The organism is Novosphingobium taihuense, assembly GCF_007830315.1.
In the GTDB taxonomy this organism is placed as follows: Bacteria; Pseudomonadota; Alphaproteobacteria; order Sphingomonadales; family Sphingomonadaceae; genus Novosphingobium; species Novosphingobium taihuense.
This window is the reverse complement of the sequence record NZ_VLKJ01000002.1, coordinates 77,270-98,314: the sequence shown is the minus strand read 5'-3', so window position 1 is coordinate 98,314 and position 21,045 is coordinate 77,270. Positions and strand designations below refer to the sequence as shown.

The 21,045-nt window shown below is 63.1% G+C and carries 20 protein-coding genes; 11 read left to right on the top strand and 9 right to left on the bottom strand.

The window, feature by feature from the left end:
- Window position 1: 1 nt before the first annotated feature.
- Both IQ25_RS05470 and IQ25_RS05465 read right to left on the bottom strand, forming a co-directional pair.
- A complete protein-coding gene (locus IQ25_RS05470; protein WP_220094520.1) occupies window positions 2–802 on the bottom strand; it encodes a hypothetical protein in 801 nt (266 codons plus the stop codon).
- Window positions 803–905: 103 nt separating this feature from the next.
- The gene (locus IQ25_RS05465) at window positions 906–1,292 is read right to left on the bottom strand and encodes a DUF6152 family protein (RefSeq protein ID WP_144903465.1); all 387 of its coding nucleotides are present in this window, start codon (window positions 1,290–1,292) and stop codon (window positions 906–908) included.
- A 288-nt stretch (window positions 1,293–1,580) separates the two neighbouring features.
- Between IQ25_RS05465 and IQ25_RS05460 the strand changes: the two genes are divergently transcribed.
- Window positions 1,581–2,945 carry a helix-turn-helix domain-containing protein gene (locus IQ25_RS05460; protein WP_144903463.1) on the top strand — a complete coding sequence of 455 codons (1,365 nt, stop codon included), beginning with the start codon at window positions 1,581–1,583 and terminating at the stop codon, window positions 2,943–2,945.
- 76 nt (window positions 2,946–3,021) lie between these two features.
- Window positions 3,022–4,404 carry a serine hydrolase gene (locus IQ25_RS05455; RefSeq protein WP_144903460.1) on the top strand — a complete coding sequence of 461 codons (1,383 nt, stop codon included), beginning with the start codon at window positions 3,022–3,024 and terminating at the stop codon, window positions 4,402–4,404.
- A gap of 12 nt (window positions 4,405–4,416) precedes the next feature.
- On the opposite strand, the gene IQ25_RS05450 is transcribed toward IQ25_RS05455, so the two are convergent.
- Both IQ25_RS05450 and IQ25_RS05445 read right to left on the bottom strand, forming a co-directional pair.
- Complete coding sequence (locus IQ25_RS05450) at window positions 4,417–4,890, bottom strand: MarR family winged helix-turn-helix transcriptional regulator (RefSeq protein ID WP_220094519.1); 474 nt, start codon at window positions 4,888–4,890, stop codon at window positions 4,417–4,419.
- Between the two features lie 210 nt (window positions 4,891–5,100).
- Window positions 5,101–6,354 carry a hypothetical protein gene (locus IQ25_RS05445; RefSeq protein WP_144903457.1) on the bottom strand — a complete coding sequence of 418 codons (1,254 nt, stop codon included), beginning with the start codon at window positions 6,352–6,354 and terminating at the stop codon, window positions 5,101–5,103.
- 255 nt (window positions 6,355–6,609) lie between these two features.
- Here IQ25_RS05445 and IQ25_RS05440 point away from each other — a divergent pair, with 255 nt between their 5' ends.
- Both IQ25_RS05440 and IQ25_RS05435 read left to right on the top strand, forming a co-directional pair.
- The gene (locus IQ25_RS05440) at window positions 6,610–9,036 is read left to right on the top strand and encodes a TonB-dependent receptor (protein WP_158637670.1); all 2,427 of its coding nucleotides are present in this window, start codon (window positions 6,610–6,612) and stop codon (window positions 9,034–9,036) included.
- Between the two features lie 147 nt (window positions 9,037–9,183).
- On the top strand, window positions 9,184–10,446 hold the full coding sequence (locus tag IQ25_RS05435; protein WP_158637669.1) for a PQQ-dependent sugar dehydrogenase: 1,263 nt from the start codon (window positions 9,184–9,186) through the stop codon (window positions 10,444–10,446).
- A 44-nt stretch (window positions 10,447–10,490) separates the two neighbouring features.
- Here IQ25_RS05435 and IQ25_RS05430 read toward each other — a convergent pair whose 3' ends face one another.
- From IQ25_RS05430 to IQ25_RS05420, 3 genes are all read right to left on the bottom strand, one after another.
- Window positions 10,491–11,060, bottom strand: a complete 570-nt coding sequence (locus IQ25_RS05430; protein ID WP_144903448.1) for a YybH family protein — start codon at window positions 11,058–11,060, stop codon at window positions 10,491–10,493.
- 183 nt (window positions 11,061–11,243) lie between these two features.
- Window positions 11,244–12,152 carry an SDR family NAD(P)-dependent oxidoreductase gene (locus IQ25_RS05425; protein ID WP_144903446.1) on the bottom strand — a complete coding sequence of 303 codons (909 nt, stop codon included), beginning with the start codon at window positions 12,150–12,152 and terminating at the stop codon, window positions 11,244–11,246.
- A 64-nt stretch (window positions 12,153–12,216) separates the two neighbouring features.
- The gene (locus tag IQ25_RS05420; protein ID WP_144903443.1) at window positions 12,217–13,383 is read right to left on the bottom strand and encodes a sulfotransferase family protein; all 1,167 of its coding nucleotides are present in this window, start codon (window positions 13,381–13,383) and stop codon (window positions 12,217–12,219) included.
- A 331-nt stretch (window positions 13,384–13,714) separates the two neighbouring features.
- Between IQ25_RS05420 and IQ25_RS05415 the strand changes: the two genes are divergently transcribed.
- Genes IQ25_RS05415 through IQ25_RS05390 form a run of 6 tightly spaced genes read left to right on the top strand, consistent with a single transcriptional unit; the run spans window position 13,715 to window position 18,150 of the window.
- On the top strand, window positions 13,715–14,794 hold the full coding sequence (locus tag IQ25_RS05415) for a Rieske 2Fe-2S domain-containing protein (RefSeq protein WP_144903441.1): 1,080 nt from the start codon (window positions 13,715–13,717) through the stop codon (window positions 14,792–14,794).
- A 15-nt stretch (window positions 14,795–14,809) separates the two neighbouring features.
- Window positions 14,810–15,265, top strand: coding sequence for a nuclear transport factor 2 family protein (locus IQ25_RS05410; RefSeq protein ID WP_144903438.1), 456 nt, complete (start codon window positions 14,810–14,812; stop codon window positions 15,263–15,265).
- A 25-nt stretch (window positions 15,266–15,290) separates the two neighbouring features.
- Entirely contained in the window at window positions 15,291–16,070 is a 780-nt protein-coding gene (locus tag IQ25_RS05405) for an SDR family NAD(P)-dependent oxidoreductase (RefSeq protein WP_144903435.1), read from the top strand.
- 46 nt (window positions 16,071–16,116) lie between these two features.
- Window positions 16,117–16,683 (top strand): carboxymuconolactone decarboxylase family protein, encoded by a 567-nt coding sequence (locus IQ25_RS05400; protein ID WP_144903432.1) that lies wholly within the window; start codon window positions 16,117–16,119, stop codon window positions 16,681–16,683.
- 2 nt (window positions 16,684–16,685) lie between these two features.
- Window positions 16,686–17,456, top strand: a complete 771-nt coding sequence (locus IQ25_RS05395; RefSeq protein ID WP_258536955.1) for an SDR family NAD(P)-dependent oxidoreductase — start codon at window positions 16,686–16,688, stop codon at window positions 17,454–17,456.
- 16 nt (window positions 17,457–17,472) lie between these two features.
- Complete coding sequence (locus tag IQ25_RS05390) at window positions 17,473–18,150, top strand: SDR family NAD(P)-dependent oxidoreductase (RefSeq protein ID WP_144903425.1); 678 nt, start codon at window positions 17,473–17,475, stop codon at window positions 18,148–18,150.
- On the opposite strand, the gene IQ25_RS05385 is transcribed toward IQ25_RS05390, so the two are convergent.
- Window positions 18,151–18,960 (bottom strand): nuclear transport factor 2 family protein, encoded by an 810-nt coding sequence (locus IQ25_RS05385; RefSeq protein ID WP_144903423.1) that lies wholly within the window; start codon window positions 18,958–18,960, stop codon window positions 18,151–18,153.
- Window positions 18,961–19,051: 91 nt separating this feature from the next.
- Window positions 19,052–20,161, bottom strand: coding sequence for a helix-turn-helix transcriptional regulator (locus IQ25_RS05380; RefSeq protein ID WP_144903420.1), 1,110 nt, complete (start codon window positions 20,159–20,161; stop codon window positions 19,052–19,054).
- Window positions 20,162–20,242: 81 nt separating this feature from the next.
- Between IQ25_RS05380 and IQ25_RS05375 the strand changes: the two genes are divergently transcribed.
- Complete coding sequence (locus IQ25_RS05375; protein ID WP_258536954.1) at window positions 20,243–20,995, top strand: 3'(2'),5'-bisphosphate nucleotidase CysQ; 753 nt, start codon at window positions 20,243–20,245, stop codon at window positions 20,993–20,995.
- The last annotated feature ends 50 nt before the right edge of the window (window positions 20,996–21,045 follow it).

Here is a 21,045-nt window from a genome sequence, read left to right as displayed (position 1 = left end):
GTTACTTGATCTCGTCCGCGGTCTTCATCTCTACGGTTCCGTCTTCCTTGACCTTGAACAGCGGATCTTCGCGATCGCAGTAGTATTCCATGATCTGGTATTCGGGATTGCGCTTGTATCCGTAGGTGAAGCGGTAGGGTTCGAGCAGGACCTTGGGATCATCGATCGTGATCTCGTTCTCGATCAGGCCGGGGCCGGTCACCTTGATCCGTTCGGTGATGGTCATTTCGTAGCTGTGCGGAATTTCGAAGAAGCGGGTTTCTTCCTTTACGCCGATGGTCTTCACGACCAGCGTGTCGCCTTCCCATTTGCCGACGGACATGCCGTAATAAGAGGGCGTCAGCTCTTCGAGCGCAGGCATCTTCTTGTTGAGGTAGATGCGGCGGGTCTGCGTGATGAATTCCGCCAGAACGGTGACCTGGCCGGGCGTCTGAAGGAATTCGAGAGGAAAGATCGCGCCCATGACCGAAGGCATGCCTTCAGGTGTGCATTGCGTGCTGGGATCGACCAGAGGCGTGCCGGCCTTCAGCTTTGCATCGCGATTGGCGCGCAGCGTCTTCCACTCGGTCGCATAAGGCTCGCGCAGCTTCGGCCCGTCTCCGGGGACGGGAAGCTCGAGGAAGGTGTTCTCTTCACCTGCGAAGGGGTCCGGGTAGATTTCCCAGATGCCGTTGATGTCAGGTTCGGCCTTGTTCGCCTGAACGGCCGGCTGCACAGGGGCAGGCGCCGTTGCAGCCAGAGCCGAATTGGCAAGTCCAAGCGCAGCGACGCCAGCCAGAGCTTTGATGGCGATAAGACGCATGCAAGATTCTCCCGTGCGATCCGGCCCGATCCTTCGCCGCCCGCATCTGCTTGTTGCTTGAAGGAGGGGCGACTGCATCCGTCGCCCCCGGTAACTGATCGGCTTACCAGCCGCTGAGCGTGCGGCCGTCGGCAACCTTGATGGTCTTGAGCATGCCGCCCGGCTTGCCGTTGCGCAGCGGGAAGAAGGTGACATCCACCGTGTCACCCGCCTTGAGCGTGTTGTGCTTCCAGCCAGCGCGGCTCATCATGTTCACGCTGCTGCATTCGAAAGCATAGCGCGTGACGCCTGCCCCTTCCTTCACGTTCACGACCACGAACGAGTGCGGGTTGGTGAAACGGAATTCGGAAACGGTGGCGCGCACCTTGGTGGTGATCTTGGTCTGATCGAACATCGCAAAGGAATGGTGGGCGATGGCTGGCGACACGACGCCTGCAGCAAGCGCTGCTGCACCAATGAAGGCAGCGGTGGTCTTGCGGATGCGGATCATATGTACTCCTCTCGAACGATGACGTGCGCCGTAACAATGCCGATTTGCCTGCCAGCTGAGTCGGCTGGCGAAGGGCATCTTGTCATCTGGCGGCGACCTGCAACCGATGGTGAGCGGAGTCTGCGAAGGAGCGAAGCCGATTACAGTTGTGAAACCGTTACAGTAGCGCTGAAAATCCTTGGTTTCAGGGCTGGAAAGGTTCGTGTAACGTCTGTCACAGGGCTTCGGCGCAAGTTCACATTTTTCAACGGTCCTTGCCCTTTGAAAGTGATTGTTGATATTTGATCAATGGCTGACTTGAGACAGGATGGCGACGAAGCGGCGCTTGACGAGGCAAGGTTCCTCGCTGCGGCCGCATGCGTGCGCCCTGGACTGGAAGGCAACCGATCCGACAAGTTGCTTCGCCTGTTCGACTTCCTCCTCAAGCGCAGTCTCGAGGGGCATCCCCCCACGGAGCAGCAGATCGCGGACGAGGTTTTCTCCACCGGACGCACCAATGCGCCGCGTGGGGACGCCAATGTCAGGGTCTACGTTCATCGCCTGCGCAAGGTGCTGAAGGAACTTCCCCCAGGCACTGATGGCGACCGGCTGGATCTGCCGGTTGGAAGCTATCTGCTGCGGCTTGTGACTGATGCTACGGAAAAGGATTCGGATGCCGGCGGAATTGCTGCGGCGGTTCCGGCTGCCCCGCGTCCCATGCTCACCCGTCCCGTCTTCCGGTGGAGCGCCGTTCTGGTGTTGCTGTCAATGGCAGGGCTGGCGGCGTGGTTCGCGTTGAAGCCGGCCGATGAAACGCGCTTGGCCGATTCCATGCCCTGGGCGGCCATCAGCGGATCAAGCCGTCCGATCACGGTGGTCATGGGCGACTACTATTTCTACGAAAGCCTGCCCGATGCTGCGGGCGAGAACCAGCGCAGGCCGGATACGCGAAAACTTGTGTGGGATCGCCAGGTGCCGACCCCCGAGGACCTGATCATCTACCAGATGCTCAACCCGGAAAAGGCCGATCGCGTGCTCGACACGAACCAGCACTATGTTTCGTCAGGGACGATTGCCGGTGCGTTTGCTGTTCGGGCAGCGCTGCGGCGCGACGCCGTGTTCCGTAAGCGCGAGGTACGGCTGATCTCAGCATCGCAGCTTTCGCCAGACCTGCTGAAATCGACCGACGTGATCTACATCGGCCAGCTCAGCGGGGTCAGCGCGATCCTGCGCGATCCACTGGTGCAGGCGTCACCACTTCGGCTGGATGACGATCTGGTCAGCGTGACAGACATGGCCACTGGCAGAAAGTATCGATCGGACGGGGTCGAACTGCGCGACGAACAGATATCGCGACGCGATTATGGCTATGTCGCGAGAATTCCCGGGCCTGCGGGGAATACCCTGATCGTCATCGCGGCCCTGCGCGATCCCGGCCTAAGGGAAATGGCGGAACTTGTGGTCGATCCATCACGCCTTGCACCGCTTCGGACCCAGGCCGTGCTGTCTTCGCAAGGGTTCGAGGCGCTTTATCAGGTCCGCACCCTGGGGAGCGTCAATCTCGGGGCGGCGCCCGTGTTTCAGCGGGCGATCCGGACGCAGGGCATCTGGGATCGTTCTGCCACGACGCCCGAATATCGCCCCATCGCTGCACCGAGCGCCACGCCGCGATGAAGGCATGGCCGGGTGTGAAAAGGAAACGTCCGGTTCGGCAATACGGCTCTGGCATCGGACAGGGCAGGATGGCAGCATGAAGATCCACCTGCACATCGCAATCGCGTTCCTGAGCCTTGCCGCAATCCCTTCAATGGCTAAGGCCGATCCCGTCGACGATCTGGTCACTGCAGAAATGAAGCGGGGGCAAGTGCCGGGCATTGCGGTGGGCGTGATCGAACATGGCGTCTTGCGCAAGGTGCAGGGCTATGGCCTTGCCAATATCGAACTGCAAGCGCCGGTCCATCCCGACACCCTGTTCAAGGCCGGTGCGACCGGCATGCAGTTCACCGCGGCGGGCATCCTCCTGCTGGCGCAGGACGGCAAGATCGACCTGGACGATCCGATTAGCAAATACCTGCCGGCTTTGCCCAGGACCTGGGCCCGGGTAACGATCCGGCAGCTGCTCAATCACACGTCCGGCGTTCCTGCCACGCCCAGCGGCGATTTTCAGAAGGAATACACCGAGGCCGAACTGTTGGCCATCATCGGCGGGCAGGAGACCAATTTCAAACCGGGAGAGCGCTGGCGGTTCAGCTATGCGGGCTATGTGGTGATGGGCTTCGTCATCCGGAAAGTGACCGGCGAGAACTTTGCCACCTATCTTCAGAAGCGCCTGTTCGCACCGGCAGGCATGGGCCGGGTGCGCGGGATCGATGAACTGGCGATCATTCCTGACCGCGCGTCGGGCTATGAAGTGCGCGATGGCAAGCTGCGCAATGCAGAGAAGATTTCGGCCACGGCCAATTCAACGGCGGACGGGTCGCTATATCTCTCGGTGCTCGATTATGCCGCATGGGCGCAGGTGATGGCGCGCAAGGGCATTCTTTCCCCGGCATCGTGGGAGAAGATGGCGCAGCCTGCGCAGCTTCGGGACGGCAGCCGCTGCGGCTACGGTCCTGGCTGGTATCAGGACGGCGGTGTCTGGTCGCATGCGGGATCGTGGCAGGGCTTCCAGACATTCGCGCTGCGCAATCCTGCGCGAGACATGACAGTGGTTGTCCTTGCCAATGGCGAGGCGGCCGACGCGCCCACGCTTGGGCGCAGGATCGCCGGGCTGTGGCAGGCGGGATCGAACGGAGCGGCACCGGTTGCCGCAAACGATCCGCACCAGATCGCGCGCGTCGAGGCCCTGCTCGATGATCTTGCCGCCAACCGCGTGATCCCGGCGAAGTACGCCGACTATGCCAAGGTCGACCTGTTGGAGATGGTGGCGCAATACGCCGGCACGATCGCACCGCTGGGCGCCCGCCGCGAGGTTGCGGTGTTCGCCACGGAAAAAGGCTGCGGCGGCGTGGTATCGCGCCTGCGTGCGCGCTATGACGGTGGCGCTCTGGACCTGCGGTTGATCGAAACGGCCGACGGGCGGGTCAGCAGCCTCGATATCGTTCCGGTCAGCGCCTGGGGTGCGCCGTTGTAGCCAGATCGGCGCTCAAGTCTTGTCCCCCAACAGTCTTCGCACTTCGCCCAGCCCGTCGACCAGCTGATAGATGCGGGCTGGCGGGACGTCCCGGAATATGTCTGCGATCCAGCGGTGGTGGGCCTCCGCCAACTGCCTGAACTGACGTTCGCCCTGTTCTGTCAGCGAGACGATGGCCGAGCGGCCGTCCTGAGGATCGGGCTGCGACAGGACCAGTCCCTGAGCATGCAGCTGGCGAACGATGGACGTGACATTGCCGTTGGATACGAGCAACGCCTTCGACAGGCGACCCATGCTCATGCCATCGGGTTCGCGATGGAGGGCGGCCATCACGTCAAAGCGTGGCAGGGTCGTATCGAACTGGTCCTCGAAATTGCGCCGCAACTGCTTTTCGCCAATCTTGGCGCAGCGCAGCAAGCGCACCCACAGGCGCAGCTCGGGAGACCCTGCGCCTGCAGGCTCTTCTCGCGCCGACCGTTCTTCCATCTCCGTCCCCAATGTCATCCGTACAACGGGTCTGGCTTTGCCTGATCGCGTCGTTGCCGACAACCGGATCGCCTGTGCGTGACCGAGGATATCGGGTGGCGGTACGAGCCGGCCCTTGTCATTGCGCGCAGCTGCGGCGCGCAGGGTTCTGACGGGATCGGCCTGTATTCTGTCGCTTATCCCAGCATCGATTCGATCATCACTGCTCCATCAGCCGAGCGGGTGAATAGCCTCCAGCTGGCGATCGGTCTGGATTCCATCGACCGAGCGCACCTGGAACAATGCTTCGTAATAGCGCCCCTTTCTTGCTCTTGCCTCAAGCTGCCCAAGCGCCACCGGATCAGTGACAAGGCGCACCATGTCGGCAAGGGCAAGATCGCCCAGGCCGGAGATGAAGATCAACCTGCGGCCATCAGGCGCACGCATGCTGGCAATGGTACCGATGTCGGTCGTTCTGGCGGCATCCTTTGAACCAGCTTCGGGAGACGAGGTGCCCAGCACCTTGCCGCTGGCAATGTCGCGAATAGAGCTATCTCCTTCAGGCACGAATTTGGAAACCGCACGGTAAGTGTCGCGCAGCGTGCCAAGATCGGCCAGTCGGCCGACATAGAGCATCGTCCGCGCCCGCAAGATCGAGCCGTCAGCCCCGGACAGCGATGAAACCGAGAGCTTTCTCGTCTTGCCTGAGCGGGTTGGCGGGAAGGATGCCTGCAAATCCCAAACGGCTTGAACGGTGCTTGCAGGAGCATAGTGCAAATCCAGATCATAGAGCCGATAGAATGCTTCGGGATGGGACTTGAGATGCTGTCCAAGGTCTTCCCGCGATTGAATGGCGCTGTCGCGAATGATGCGATCAACCCTGTTCTGGTCGCGCGTCTCGGCAAGCATGAAGGAATCGCCTGCGAGCAAGGTAACAGGGGCTGTGTCATCCAGCCCGCTCCAGAAGCGCGTCGCTGCGAGCTTGCGCGCATCATCGTCGGCAGTACCGCCTGCGGGCAGAAAGATTGCACTTGCCACGATAAGGCAAAGCACAGCGCCCAAGGCGATCCAGTGCCAGCGGGTCGGGCGTGCCAAAGATGCCAGAGCGCGCTCGACCAGTCCTTGCTTCTGCTCGACCGCAGCAGGACGTTGCAGGGTCAGCCGGTACTCGCCTTTGGGAATGACCAGGCGTGCGCCGTTCTCGCCAGCATAGAACTCGTCGATGCGCTTGCGGAGCCGGTGCACATAGACCCTGACGCCCGAATCCGCAGCGCCATCGGGCAGGCTGCCTTCTCCGCCGAAAACGGCGATGGCAATCTCGATTTCCTTGGGCGACCGGGAATCGGCCGAACGTTCGGCAAGGAAATCGAACAACTTGAGCTGGGCAGCGGAACGACTTGCCGAAAGCGCCGCACGAAAGCGCGCAACTTCACGCTCCATTTCCGGCGGGAAGGGCGTGGAGTTGCCATCGTTTGTCGATTCCAAGCTCAAACCTCCCCTTTCCAGGGTCCCGAAAATCCCGCCGTGCCTGATCGCATCGAGTCTTAATGGAATCGAGACGCAACATACAGTTGCAATTATTTTAGGTCTAAAATAAATCGACGTCCAGATACGAGTCGGCAGGCACAGGGGATGCCCGCCGCTGGAGGCCGGACCGTGATCGACGGCTGGGCAAGGTATCGCGCACCCAGTTCGAGGGGCCGAGGCTCTCTGGAACAGCACGAAAAGGGAGACACGAAAATGGCACGCACAAGAACCGTCCAAGCCGCGACCGCATTCCGCAACAGATTGCTGGGCGGCTGTGCAATCGCGCTGATGATCGTTTCTCATTCCGCACAAGCGCAGGAAGCGACGCAGGCTGGAGCCGAGGATTCCGCCGAAGCTGGCGAGGGCGCTGGCGTGGGCGAGATCATCGTCACCGCTACGCGCAAGGCTCAGTCGCTCAGCCGCGTGCCTGCCAGCATCGTTGCCAAGGGGCAGGAAGAACTCGACGTCCAGGGCGTGCGCTCGGTCGGTGACATCGCCCAGATCACGCCGGGCATCAGCTTCGGCCAGAGCGCCACGCTTTACGGCACGGGCCAGACCACGATTGCCATTCGCGGTGTCGATTCATCGTCGGGCATTCCCACTACCGGCATCTACATCGATGACACTCCGGTGCAGACGCGCGTCGGGGTCAGCCCGTCGCTTTCCAATCCCTATCCGCAGGTGTTCGACCTCGATCGCGTTGAAGTGCTGCGCGGGCCACAGGGCACGCTGTTCGGCAGCGGGTCGGTGGGCGGCGCGCTGCGCTTCATCATGCCCAAGCCGAGCTATGACGATCTGGCGATCTACGGTCGCTCCGAAATCGCCGCGACCAAGCACGGCGCCGCAAGCTACGAGGCAGGCCTTGCCGTGGGCGCGCCGATCGTGACCGACAAGATCGGCCTGCGTGCCAGCGCCTGGTATCGCCGCGATGGCGGCTACATCGACCGGCTCGATCGTGTGACCAAGCAGGTGGTGCAAAAGGACATCAACAGTTCGGATTCCTTCACCGCCCGCATCGCGGTGGGCCTGAAGGCCACCGAGGCGCTGACCATCACGCCGTCGATGTACTATCAGCACCAGACCATCCGCGATGGTGCGCGCTTCGAGGTTGCGGAAAGCGATCTCGACAGCGGCGATCAGCGCCTCAGCCTCAACCGCCAGCCAGAGAACCACAAGGACAATTTCTATCTTCCGGCGCTGAAGGTGGAGCTTGAACTGGGCGGTGCCACGCTGGTTTCTGACACCTCGTACTTCTATCGCACCACGAGCACGCAGAGCGATGATTCCACGCTCGGCATTGCATTGCTTGGCCAGACTTCGGGTGCATTCCCGGCAGGCTTCGTCGACTATGTGCCATCGACCGGCAGCCGCACCAAGCAGACCGCCTTCACCCAGGAACTGCGCCTGCAGAACGACAGTTCGAACGATCCGTTCAACTGGATCGTCGGTGCATTCTACCAGAAGTCCTACGTGCGTGATCAGTATGCAGGCCGCGATCTGCGCCTTCTCGATGTGCTCAACCTCGGCCAGGACAATCTTGGCGAGCCGCGGTTCGACAGCCTGACCGATGCGTTCGGCGTTGAGCTCTATCAAGGCCAGTTCAGCCTGTTCCAGCGCAACATTCACCGCGACGAGCAGATCGCTGCCTATGCCCAGGCCGATTACGAAATCCTGCCGCGCCTGAAGGTTACGCTGGGCGGGCGCTACACCATCGCGAAGTATCGCTTCCAGGGCTTCAGCGCGGGTCCGTTCTATACCACCGACGGGCAGACCGAGAACCTGCGCGTCACCAGCAAGGACTTCACGCCGCGCCTTGGCCTGTCCTTCCAGGCCGACCGGAACAATCTTTTCTATGCAAGCGCAGCCAAGGGCGTGCGCGGCCCCGGCGTTTCGCCGCCGGTGGGTGCGACTTGCGCGGACGACGCGGCTGCGGTTGGCTTCGATCCGCTGCGTTCGGTCAACGTCAAGCCGGATTCGATCTGGAGCTACGAGGTGGGTTCGAAGAACCGCCTGTTCGACGGCAAGCTGGCAATTGACGCTTCGGCATTCCACATCGACTGGAAGAACGTCCAGACGCTGCTGCCGTTGCCGGTCTGCACGATCTACACCACGCTCAACCTTGGCAATGCGAAGATCGACGGGTTCGATTTCTCGCTGGCGGTAAAGCCGATCGATCAGCTGCAGATCGGGGCCTCGGTCGCCTATACCAACGCCCGGTATTCGACCAACATTCCAGGACCGAACGCCACGACCATCCGCCGTGCGGGTGAGCCTTTCCCCACCGCACCCTGGTCCATCCAGCTCAACGGGCAATGGACGCAGCCGGTGGGCGATGGCGAAGTCTATGGCCGTGCAGACTTCTCCTACTCATCGAAGAACAACAAGCCGATCGACCTCAATTCGCCACTGGTCGATCCGGCGCTGCCGCGTCCGCCCGCGACTTCCCAGCTCGACCTGCGCTTTGGCGGCAGGTTCAAGCTTGGCGGCAAGGCAGAGGCCGATCTCAGTCTGTTCATCAACAACGTGACCAACGAACAGCCGCTTCTCGCGCTTTATCATGACACGCCGGATTCGGTGTGGTTCCGTGCTGGCAGCTTCCGCCCACGCACGATCGGGCTCACGTTATCGTTGCGCGATTGAACAAAGGGCGTGGCCTGAAGCGGGCTGGCCCGTAATGACAAGACGATGACCGCCTGCGCAATCACACCCGGTTGCGCAGGCGGACTACCATTGGCCGGTGGTTGCGAGGCGGGTCACCGGCCTGCGCACAAGGATATGGAGCTGGGAATGGGGGCTGCGGTTTTCAGGCGCGTGGTTGAGGCAGGCTTCGCGGTCACGCTGCTGGCAAGCTCTGGAGTGGCACAGGCCGCTGGAGAGGAAGAAGTCGGTCTGAAGCCCGTTGCCGTCGAAGACAGGGAGTACCGCTTCGACAGCGCCGAACAGCATGGCGTTAGCGCACGGGTGATCGCCCGTGGCCTTTCGCATCTCTACAGCCTTGCCTTCCTGCCCGATGGTGACGCGCTGCTGGTAGAACGTGGTTCGCGTTTGCGGCTGTTGCGCGGGGCGATCTCCGATAAGCCGGACCTTGTTGCCGATGGCCTTGGCGGCGTGCCGGATTACAGCAGGCAGGAGCACGTTCATCCCGACGATGTGCTGGGCATTCAGGACATCGCGCTGCATCCCGGCTTTGCCAGCAATCGGCTGATCTATCTTACCTACAACAAGCCAATGGCTTTCGATGCCAAGGCCGGGCGGCTTACCGTCGCGACGATACTGGCGCGCGCCCGTCTCGATGGGATGCGCCTTGTCGAGATGAAGGACCTGATGACGGGTGAGCCGGTGATCGGTGCGGGTGGATCGCGCATCCAGTTCGGCCGTGATGGTCTTGTTCATGTATCGGTCGGGGCCCTGAGCACGGGCGACATCATGTCGGCGCAACGGGTGGACAATATCTACGGCAAGGTCTTGCGGCTGAACGATGACGGCACACCTGCTTCCGGCAACCCGTTTGCACGTCGCAAGGGTGCGCGTGCCGAGATCCTGACGTATGGGCATCGCGATCCGCTTGGCATGGCGATCGACCCGCAAGGCGGTGCACTGCTGGCATCCGAACATGGGCCGCAGGGTGGGGACGAACTGAACCAGATCCTGCCGGGCCGCAACTATGGCTGGCCGATCTCGACCTATGGCAACGAGTATGGCGGGTCACCGCTGCCCCACGCGCCGGTCAAGGCAGGGACGCAGGGGCCGAACATGGTGTGGCTTCCCGCCATCGCGCCTTCGGGCATCGCCTTCTATTCGGGTGAGAGGTTTGCGCGCTGGAAGAACAATCTGTTCATTGCCAGTGCCAGGCGCGGGCAGATCAACGGCACGGGTGCGCTGATCCGCGTTGTCTTCAACGACAAGCTGCAGGAGCTGCGCCAGGAAGTGCTGTTCGATGGCCTGCACCAGCGGTTCAAGGATGTGCGGCAGGGGCCGGACGGGTTGCTCTATGCCGTGACGGACGAGGACAATGCGGTTGTCCTGAGGCTTGCGCCTGCGCCGGAATGAGCGAGTGGCGCGCCGGCCGAAAGTGGCCAGCGCGCCCTTTGCCTTTACTTTGAGGCCGACCTTGAAGCGTCGTCGATGATGTAGCGCCAGCCGCCATCGGCCTGCTTGCGCATCACTTCGATGCCACCACCGGTCAGGACCTGCTCCTTGCCGTCGGGGCCAGCGAAGGTCATGCGCCAATGGTTGGTCGTCAGCGCCACATCGCGCCACAGCAGGTGCTTGCGATCTCCCAGGACGATCTGCGGCTTGAGCGCCAGTATCGCGGTGAAATCCTCGCGCACTGCAGCTTTGCCATGGAGCACTTTGCCATCGGGGTTCACGTACGTGACGTCATCCAGGTAAAGATCGACCAACCCTTCAAGATCGCCGACGTTCATGCGGTCCTGCCAGGCGTCGTAGAGCTTGTCGATGTCGGTGACGGGCGGAATCTTGGGTTTGGTGTGCCGTCTGTGTGCCGACGCGGCATCGCCAAGCCCCGCGGCCATTGCCGTACCCGCCACCAGCTTCAGAAAGCCCGATCGGGTGATGTCGCCAATGGCAGGATCAGCTGTTGCACGCGAGCTAGCCTCGCGGCCATCGCAACCGCGCAACGCTCGCAGAATTGAACCTATCATAAGACCACTCCATGCTGCCCAAGGCGGCTAACGTCTCCACCGCTGGGCTTTGACCACCAGGCTCTAGTGGATCAGGAGGGCGATAATCAGGCTATTTCAAGTTCGGACGCAAAGTTTGTGGTTTCGGCCTTCGTCCAGTCTGCGTCACCCGCTGGCTCATGCAGCGATCAGCCCGAGGCGGGTTCAGCCTCCTTTCTCCATGAACACCTTTGCCCGGCCCGCCGCCCAGTTCTGCAAGGCTTCGGTGCGGATGCGTGCGCCTTCGGGGTCGGCTTCGAGGGGGAGGACGGAGTCCACGATCTGGTCGAAGTGGGCGCGCAGGCCGTCTTTCGCTTCGGGATAGGGGATGATGTAGAGCTGGTTCGCCTCGATGCCGCGCTTGACGTGCTGCGCAAGTTCCACCGGGTCCATGCCGTGCTGGTGGATCGAGTGGAGCGAGGCGATCGAGTCCTCGTTTTCGACATAGCCGCTCTGGCCGAACTGGGCGGGGCGCAGGCGGCTGGCTTCGGCGATGTTGGACTTGATGTTGGCAGGGCACAGGACCGAGACGCCGATTGCATGCTTTTCGAGGCCCTGGCGGTAGCTCTCCATCAGGTTGATCACTGCCGCCTTGGCTGCCGAATAGGGCGCGGCAAGCGCGCTGCCCATCAGGCCGCCCAGGGACGAGGTGGTGACGATGTGGCCGGGTTTGCCGCTCCTGATCATGCGGGGCACGAATGTGACCATGCCGTTGATAACGCCGCCAAGATTGACGCCGATGATCCAGTCGAAATCGTCGTAGCTGGTGTTCTCGACAGGGCCGAAGCTGTTGACGCCGGCTGTGTTGAACAGGAGCGTGGGCGGGGCGCCGAACACCGCTTCGACCTCGTCGGCGGCGCGGGCGTAGGCGGCGCGGTCCATGATGTCGAGCACGAGGCCGTGGGCGGTGATGCCCTCGGCGCGTAGGGAAGCGAGGGCCTGCTCGATCGCTTCGGCGCGGATGTCGGCGATGACGACCTTTGCGCCTGCGCGGCCAAAGACTTGCGCCTGGCCGAGCCCGGCACCCGAGGCGCCGCCGGTGATGAACGCGATCTGATTTGCGAAGTCTTGCACGCTGCGGCTCCTCTGCCCTTGTTTTGTTAGTAACACTTACAAAAGCCGGGCGAGGTCGGCAAGTCTAGTCCTTGGTGATGTAGCGCTGGCGGTAGCTGGTGAAGGCGTCACGCACGGTGGCTTCGTCAAGGCCGAAGCGGGCGAGGGAATAGTCGTGCATCGGGCGCTGTTCGCGCCTGTTGCCGGCCATGAATTCGGCGAGCGCGGCTTCGACCTGATCATCGACCGGAATGCCGATGTGGGTGAGCACGCGCGTGGCCTGGGCGAGGGGTTGGCGGGCGACTTCGCGGTAGTCGATGTCGATGAAGCGGTCTTCGCCGATGCGGGCGCGGGCCTCTTCGAAGCGGTGCATCCATTCGGCAAGGCGGGGGAACCAGAATGCGCCGACCGCTTCGTCGGAATGGGTGGAGTTCAGCTTGTAGAGCGCGGCTTCCATCGAGACGTAGCTGGGCACGACTTCCAATGGATCGCGGTGGGTCATCACCAGCGCAGCCTGCGGGAAGGCACTTGCGACGGCTTCGGTATAGGGCAAGTGCGAGGGGCTCTTGAGCACCCACTTACGACCCCGGCGCGACGGGTCCTGCCATTGCAGGTACTTGAGGATGACCTTGAGATCCTCGTAGCCCTGCGACTGGTCGTAGCCGTTGAGCCATGAGGCGAAGTCAGGGACGAAAGTCATCGCCTCGACCATGGTGGTGATGAACAACTGGCCGAGGATGATGATCTCCTCGTCAGGCGCATCGGGATCGAGCGGGTGGATCGAGGCGAGTTCGGGCGAGAGGTTGAGCCAGCCTTCGATCATCGCTTCGGCATAGGCGCGGCGTGCCTTGGGGTTGCCGGGCTCGTCACCGGGCAGCGGGGCGTAATTCTGCGCTTCGTACCAGCGGATCGCGGTCATGCCGGGAGCGGAGGCGAGCAGGCGGTGGAAGATGGTGCTGCCGGTGCGCGGCAGGCCGAGAATGATCGCGGCGACTTCGACCTTCTCGTCGAGGATTTCTGGGTGGAGGCGGATGTCCTCGACCATGCGCAGGCGGCTGGCGAGGCCCTTGAGGATGGACTCGGTTTGCCCTGCAAAGCCTGCTTCGGTGAGGTTGCCCTGCGCATTGGCGGCTTGGATGTAGCGGTCCATCGGTTCCAGAAACCAGGTGTTGCCGAAGTCGGTCAGGCCGGTGCGTTCGCGCGCGGCGGCGAGCAGGGTTTCACGGTCGAACCGGAGGGTGGCTGCGGTCATTGGTCTCTCCCGGGGTGCGTAGCGACGAGAGCGTTTCGATACGCATTTTTCGGATTGTTGCCATGGCATGGTGCAAACTGCAAACCAAAAATCCAGACGCAATTGAGAATGAAAAACCGTCAAGGCAAACGATTTGCGTAACTGAGAAGATGCTGGTCAACGCAGCATCAGGCAAAGCGGTCTCTTGCTCTGGTGACGAAGGCGTGTCATCTTCGTGCGGCACGGAAAGCCTAAAATGGTTTCGCAAATCGCGTATGATTCGGATGAAAGACCATAAAATGCGCTGTAGCAGCCAATTGGAAGCGGCGCACCGGTTACAGGAGTGATGCAGATGGCAACCTCGAAAGAGTATGGCCTGGGTGAGTTCGATTTCCCGCGCGGCTGGTTCATGATCGGCACCTCTGCCGATGCCACGCGCACGCCCGCGCCGATCCGCTATTTCGGCAAGGATCTGGTGATCTATCGCGGCGAGAGCGGCAAGGCCTATGTCGTCGATGCCTATTGCCCGCACATGGGCGCGCATCTGGCGAAGAACAGCACCTCCTATATCGTGCGCGACGGCGAGCATGTGGAAGGGGAATCTATCCGTTGCCCGTTCCACGGCTGGCGCTTTGGCACCGATGGCGCGTGCAACCACATTCCATACTCGGACTTCATCCCCAAGGCGGCGAAACTGGCCACATATCCGGTGATCGAACGCGCCGGGATCGTGTGGATGTGGCACGATCCCGAAGGTCTTGAGCCTGATGTCGAGCTGGCCAATTTCGGCGGCCACTATGGTGAGCCGGGCTGGGTCGAATGGAAGATCGACTACATGGGCGACTTGGGCAGCCACGGCATCGAGATCGTCGACAACATGGCCGACTTCGGACACTTCGTCCCGATCCACGGGGCGACCGACTGGCAGTATTTCGCCAACGAGTTCATGGGTGGCCATCTGCACCAGTACTACAGCGCCGGGCACCGCACGCTGACGGCCAATCCGGAAGACGCGCTGGTGCTCGACACCTGGTACGAAGGCCCCGGCTTCCTCCAGTCGGAGATGGCGGGCACGTTCGACAGCTTCATCATGATCGCCAATACGCCGATCGAGGATGGGGTTTCACGGTGCTGGCATGCGCTGATGGTCAAGGTTCATGATGGTAGCCGCGAGACGACCAGGGAAGATCGCGAGATGGCGCTGGCCTATCAGGAAGGCAGCCGCCTTGCCTTTGCGCAGGACGTGGAGATCTGGGCGAACAAGCGTGCCTGCATAAACCCGCTGGCGATCCCCAAGGATGGTCCCTACGCCAAGGTGCGGCTGTGGTACCGCCAGTTCTACAATCCGCGGGACAAGGCGCCCGAGATACAGGACCGCGTCAACGGACTGCACGTCACGCTCGACAAACGACCGGGCCAGAAGGTCGCCTGAAGGGGAGTTCGGCACGTGCTCTCGCTGCAGGAGATTTCGGACAGGATCGAGATCCAGGATCTGTTCGCACGCTACAGCTTTGCCATCGACGAGCGCGACTTTGACGCGCTCGACACGGTGTTCATGCCCGATGCTCGGATTGACTACACCGAGACGGGTGGGGCGAAGGGCACTTTGCCTGAGATCAAGGCCTGGCTGCCGGTCGCGCTCGAGCGCTTTCCGATGTTCCAGCACATGGTGGCGACGACCAAGCTGGAGCTGGCAGGTGACGAGGCGCGCAGCCGGACGATCCTGTTCAACCCGATGACGTACAAGGCGCAGGACGGGACCGAACAGGTGTTCTTCATCGGGCTTTGGTACCGCGACCGGCTGGTGCGCACGGCCGAAGGCTGGCGCATTGCCGAGCGCTACGAGGAGATGGGCTGGACGCACAACGTCCCGCCGATGGCGCCTCCGCCTGAGATTTGCTGACAGCAGGCACAATTTGGGAGAGATCATGGGAAAGCTTGAAGGCAAGGTTGCCATCGTCACCGGCGGTGGGCGCGGGATGGGTGCGGCGACGGTGCGGCGCTTCGTGGCCGATGGTGCGAAAGTGGCGATTGCCGATGTGCTCGAGGCGGAAGGTTCGGCGCTGGCGGCAGAGCTGGGTGACGCGGCGCGGTTCTACCGGCTGGACGTGACCAACGAAGAGAACTGGGCAAAGGTGGTCTCGGCGGTAGAGGCCGATCTCGGGCCGGTGAGCGTGCTGGTCAACAATGCCGGCATCCTGATGTTCAAGAGCCTGCTCGAGACGACCAAGGCCGATTACGAGCGGGTGCTGGGCGTGAACCTTGTCGGCGAATTCCTTGGCATCAAGGCGGTGGCGCCGGGGATGATTGCGCGGGGCAAGGGCTCGATCGTCAACATCTCGTCGGTCGACGGGATGAAGGGCGCGAACAGCCTTGTCGCCTATGCCTCGTCCAAGTGGGGCGTGCGCGGGCTGACTAAGGTTGCGGCGATGGAGCTTGGCCACAAGGGCGTGCGCGTGAACTCGGTCCATCCCGGCGGCGTCGATACGGTGATGTCAAACCACAATGCCGCGCCGCGCGCGGAAGTGGACAAGGGCTATGCCAACGTGCCGCTGCAGCGCATCGGCGGCCCTGAGGAAGTGGCCGCGGCCAGCGCGTTCCTGGCGAGCGACGATGCTTCCTACATGCATGGTGCGGAACTCGTGGTCGACGGCGGAATGACGGTTGGAACCTACTACATGGGCTTCCCCGGCTCGCCCGGCATGTGAATTCGCGGCGTCTGCCGTCAAAGAAGTGAAAGAGAGGATGAGTGCCATGGCGCGAATAGCGATTCCGGATGACGAACAGGCCAATCCCTATGGCTACGCAGCTCGCAACCATGCCGTGCCGATCATGGCCGCTGGAGCTGCCTTTTCAGAGGCGGTCTATCGCGAGAGCAGGCTTTCCCTGCGCGAATTCGAAGGGGCAAGGATGCGCACGGCGCAGATCAACGGCTGCATGATCTGCCGGGATTTCCGCGCACAACGCGATGTGCCCAAGATCTATGGCGATGCAGACGAGGCGAACCGGCTGGTAACGGCCAACGGACCCGGACCTGACGAGGATTTCTATGGCGCGGTCAGCGCGTGGCGGACCTCAGGCTTGTTCTCGGAGCGCGAGCGGCTGGCAATCGAATTTGCCGAACGCTTCGGAACGGAGCCACAGGCGCTGGCATCGGACGAGAACTTCTGGGCAATGATGCACGGCGCGTTCAGTGATGGCGAGATCGTCGATCTGGCGCATTGTACGGCGGCGTGGGCAGGACTTGGCCGCGTGGCCCACGTGCTCGGCTTCGACACAGTATGCCTTGCCGGGCTCGGGCCCGAGAAGGAGGCCGCGTGAGGGTGAGCGACGAAAGACTGGGCGCGCCGGGTACCGGCGTCGTCATCACCGGCGGCGCATCGGGCATCGGCCTTGCCGCAGCCCATGCGTTGGCCGAAGTGGGTCGGCCGGTGGCATTGTGGGACATCAATGCCGAGGGCGTGAAGGCGGCAGCGGCCGACATCGCCGCGCGCCATGGCGTGGCGACGATCGGGCTGGTGGTGGACTTGCGCAATCCGCAGGCCGTGGCGCCCGCAGCGGCGCAAACGCGCGAGGCGCTAGGCAGCGTGGGAGGCATCGTCCATGGTGCGGGCACGGCGTTGCAGACCGGGATCGGCGGGGTAACGCCTGAAAACTTCGATGCCGGGATGGCATTGCATGTGCGCGCGGTGATCGAACTCGTACAGGCCTTCCGCGAGGATCTGAAGGCGCATGCCGGCGGATCGGTCGTTGCCATCTCCTCGATCAATGCGTGGTTCGGCAGCGGGATGATCCCGATCTACACGGCCGCAAAGGGCGCGGTGATCTCGCTGGTGCGATCGATGGCCGACGAACTGGCGCTGGACGGCATCCGCATCAATGCGCTGAGCCCCGGCATGATCGACACGCCGATCCTTGGCGAGATGCGCGACGGAATGGCACAGCTTTACGGGCCGCGTATCTTCATCGGCCGGTTTGGCAAGTCTGAGGAAATTGCATCTGTGATACGCTTCCTCTTGTCGAACGAGGCCAGCTATATCACAGCGGCGGAGATCGTCGTCGATGGTGGCATCCGCCATTCGCAGCGGCCTTGAAGGAGCTTCAGAAGACATGCGTTCCGTAATCGTGACAGGCGGGTTCGGCGTGCTGGGCCGTGCGGTGGCGCAGGCTTTCCGCGACAACGGCGACAAGGTGGCGCGGATTGACTTTGCGCCATCGGCCGCCGATGCCAACCCCGGCGGGCTGGACCTTGGCGGAGTGGACCTGACCGATGCGGCGCAGGCGGCAGCGGCTGTCGATCAGGTCAAGGCGGCGCATGGCGGCGTGGACGTGCTGGTCAACGTGGCTGGCGGCTTTACGTGGGAGACCGTGGGCAACGAGGCTCCGGGTACCTGGGCGCGGATGTTCGCGATGAACGCGACGACCTGCGTGACGATGACCACGGCGGCCCTGCCGCTGTTGCGCTCAGCCAAGGGCGCGGCCATCGTCAATATCGGTGCCGGTTCGGCGCTGGTCGCCGGTGCGGGAATGGGGGCCTATGCTGCGTCCAAGCAGGCCGTGCACAAGCTGACCGAGAGCCTCGCGGCGGAACTCGCGGGCACCGACTGCACGGTGAACGCCGTGCTGCCGAGCATCATCGACACCCCGGCCAACCGTGCTGACATGCCTGACGCCGATTTCTCGCAATGGGTGAGCCCGCAGGCGCTGGCCAAGGTCATCGTGTTCCTTGCAGGTCCTGCGGCGCGCGCGATTTCGGGCGCGCTGATCCCGGTTTCGCGCGGGGGCTGATCAGCCGCCTGACGGTTCGCCAGACCAAATGATGGCTGCATCGCCGCTCTGGGTCTGCCAGAGTGCGTCTCGCCGGATGATGCGCCAGCCTTCGCCGCGCTTTTCCCAGCGGTCGACGTACTCGCCATTGCTGTCGAACACCGCGCCACCGCTGTCGCCGGAGCGCTGGTGGCGGGCCTGCACGTAGGCGCGGCTGGTGGCTGCAATATGGCCAGGATCGACGCTGACGGTGATGCTGCCGATCAGGTGCTGGCTGGGGCCACAGATGTCGAGGAAGCGGCGCATGTTGGCGGTCAGGGCTTGCAGGCCAGCCTGTTCGCCAAGGCCATAGTCGAACGTCGCGTCCTGCGCGAAGACTTCGCCCAAGGCAGCCCAGTCCTTGCGGTCGAGCACGCGGGCGAAGCGGGCAAGGCCTTCGCGGATGGCGCGTTCGGCAAGAAGTTCGCCGAGTGCCGCAGAGGAAGGCGCGGCTGGCGTTTCCTCGACCACGAACATGCGCGTGGCGGCGCGGTCGAATACGTGTTCCTCATCCTCGGCGATGCGGCGGGCGATTTCGGGGTCAGCAGCACGGGCAAGGAACGCGTCGTACGTGGCGCGATCGACGAAGCGCATTTCGGTGACGCTGTCGAAGTCGATGGCAGCAATCGGGCTTTCGAAAGCTCCAGCACGGTCCACATAATTGCGCCGATAGTCGGCGATGCCGGGCAGCAGCGAGCGGATCAGTGGTGCGTGGCGGGTCTCGTAGTAGGAGATGAAAGCTTCGCGGGTGAGCCCCTGCTTGCGGCGCAGCAGCGCAATAGCCTTGATCATGCCGACTCTCCCTTCATGATGCGTATCATTTAGAATACTTCAATACGCAAAAATTGAACAGAGCGGCGAAACTGTTATTATACGCGCAAGATCATGCCAGAGGCGTCAGTCCGCTGAGGATATCCCTGACAAGATCTGCCTGACCTTGCGTGCCGGTCTTGGCGTAGATCCGCTTGGAGTAGTTGCGCGCGGTCTCGTCGGTCAGCCGCAGGGTGCGGCCAGCGTCGGTGATCGTTTCGCCACGGCTGACCTTCTCGGCGAGCGCTGCCTCGCGGTCCGACAGCCCATGGATGCCGCGCAGGACCAGTGCGCCAGCCCGCTCGTCCTCGCGGCGGGCGATACGCAGGGTGCCGATGACCGCCGGCACGGCGCGGGGCTCGGGCAGGTTCAGGTCGGACTTGCGCAGCAGCAAGTGGAGGTTTCGGGACGGGTCTAGCAGCAGCAGGGTGCCGCCTTCGGATCGGCCCTCGGCAATGGCAGCGCAGGCCTGTTCGAGCGCGGACGAAACGGCTGGCAGGAGCTGAAGGCGGCGACCGGCGCGAGCTTCGGGTGCGTTGGAGTAGGGCAGGAGCTCTTCGGCCACCGGGTCTGCCGCCATCACGCGGCCTGCGGCATCGAAGGCCAGCTGTCCGACGCCGAGCCGCGCCAGCGCCGATTGCGCCATCGCTGTCTGCAGGCGCTGCTGGGTGAGCGCGGCGAGCGTCCGCAGCGCGGCGGTGAGGTGCGGGCCGATGGCGGCGAGGGTGGAGACGGCACTCGAACTGAAGTCCTCGCGCTCGCGCACCAGCAGAAGCCAGGCATCGGCCGCGCCGCCTGCGGTAACGCGCAACCAGCGGCCATAGCGTATGCCCATCTCGGCCAGTGCAGCGCGCTGGAAGGCGAGCCGCTCGGCATTGTCGAAATCGAGCACCTCGTCGATCGCATAGACCCGGCCGGGGCGCAGCTGGCCGTAGGGGTGCAGCCCGAGGCCGTCGAGGCGGCGGAAGTCGAGCGGCGGTTCCTTGACCGCGCGGGGGGCCGAGACGTGGATCACGGTCGGTTCCTGCGTCGGCATGGCGCTGGCAAGGGTAATGATCAGGAAAGCGCGGCGGGCATATGTGCGGGCAACCAGATTGCGCATGAACGCGCCCCACGGCGGGGTTTCGTGCACGCCTTCGACCAAGGGCAGGAACAGCTCCTGCTGGTCACTGTGATTGAACACTACCTTTTCCTCCCATATGGGAGCTTTGGTTTAAGGGCGAAGCGATGAATTGCAAGGCGAGCCTGAGAGATGGATACCGAGATGACCGATACGATGACCGATGCTCAGTTGGCCGCCCACCTTGCCGAGGTGGCAGGCAAGCTGTTGCTGACGGTGCGGGATAGCGGGATGCTCAGCCTGAAGGCGCTGGGCAAGGCGGGCGATGCCACGGCCAACCAGTTCCTCGTCCACGCCCTGCGCGAACAGCGTCCCGAGGATGGGCTGCTTTCCGAAGAAGAGAAGGACAACCTCGACCGCCTGCAGTTTGCGCGCACGTGGATCGTCGACCCGGTCGACGGGACGCGGGAATATGGCGAGGCGCGGACCGATTGGGCGGTGCATGTGGGGCTGGCGGTCGATGGCGTGGCTACGGTTGGCGCGGTAGCGTTGCCGGGCGCTGGCGTAGTGCTGCGCACTGATCAGCCGCGCGCTGTTCCGCCAGCGCCGGAAACCTTGCGCATGGTCGTCAGCCGGACCCGCCCCGCGCGTGAGGCCGTGGCCGTGGCCGAGGCGATCGGTGCCGAGCTTGTGCCGATGGGCAGCGCCGGGGCCAAGGCCATGGCGGTGATCCTTGGCGATGCCGACATCTATCTCCATTCGGGCGGGCAGTTCGAATGGGATTCCTGCGCGCCTGTGGCCGTGGCGCTGGCGCATGGCCTGCATTGCAGCCGCATTGACGGCAGCCCGCTGGTCTACAACCAGGCCGACACCTACATGCCCGACCTGCTGATCTGCCGGCAGGAACACGCCGAAATGGTGCTATCCCGCATCGCCGCGTTGCCCGCCGAAGCCTGAACGGCAATTGCCAGAGACCGTGATCGCGGGCAGGTAAGTCCCCTGTGTTC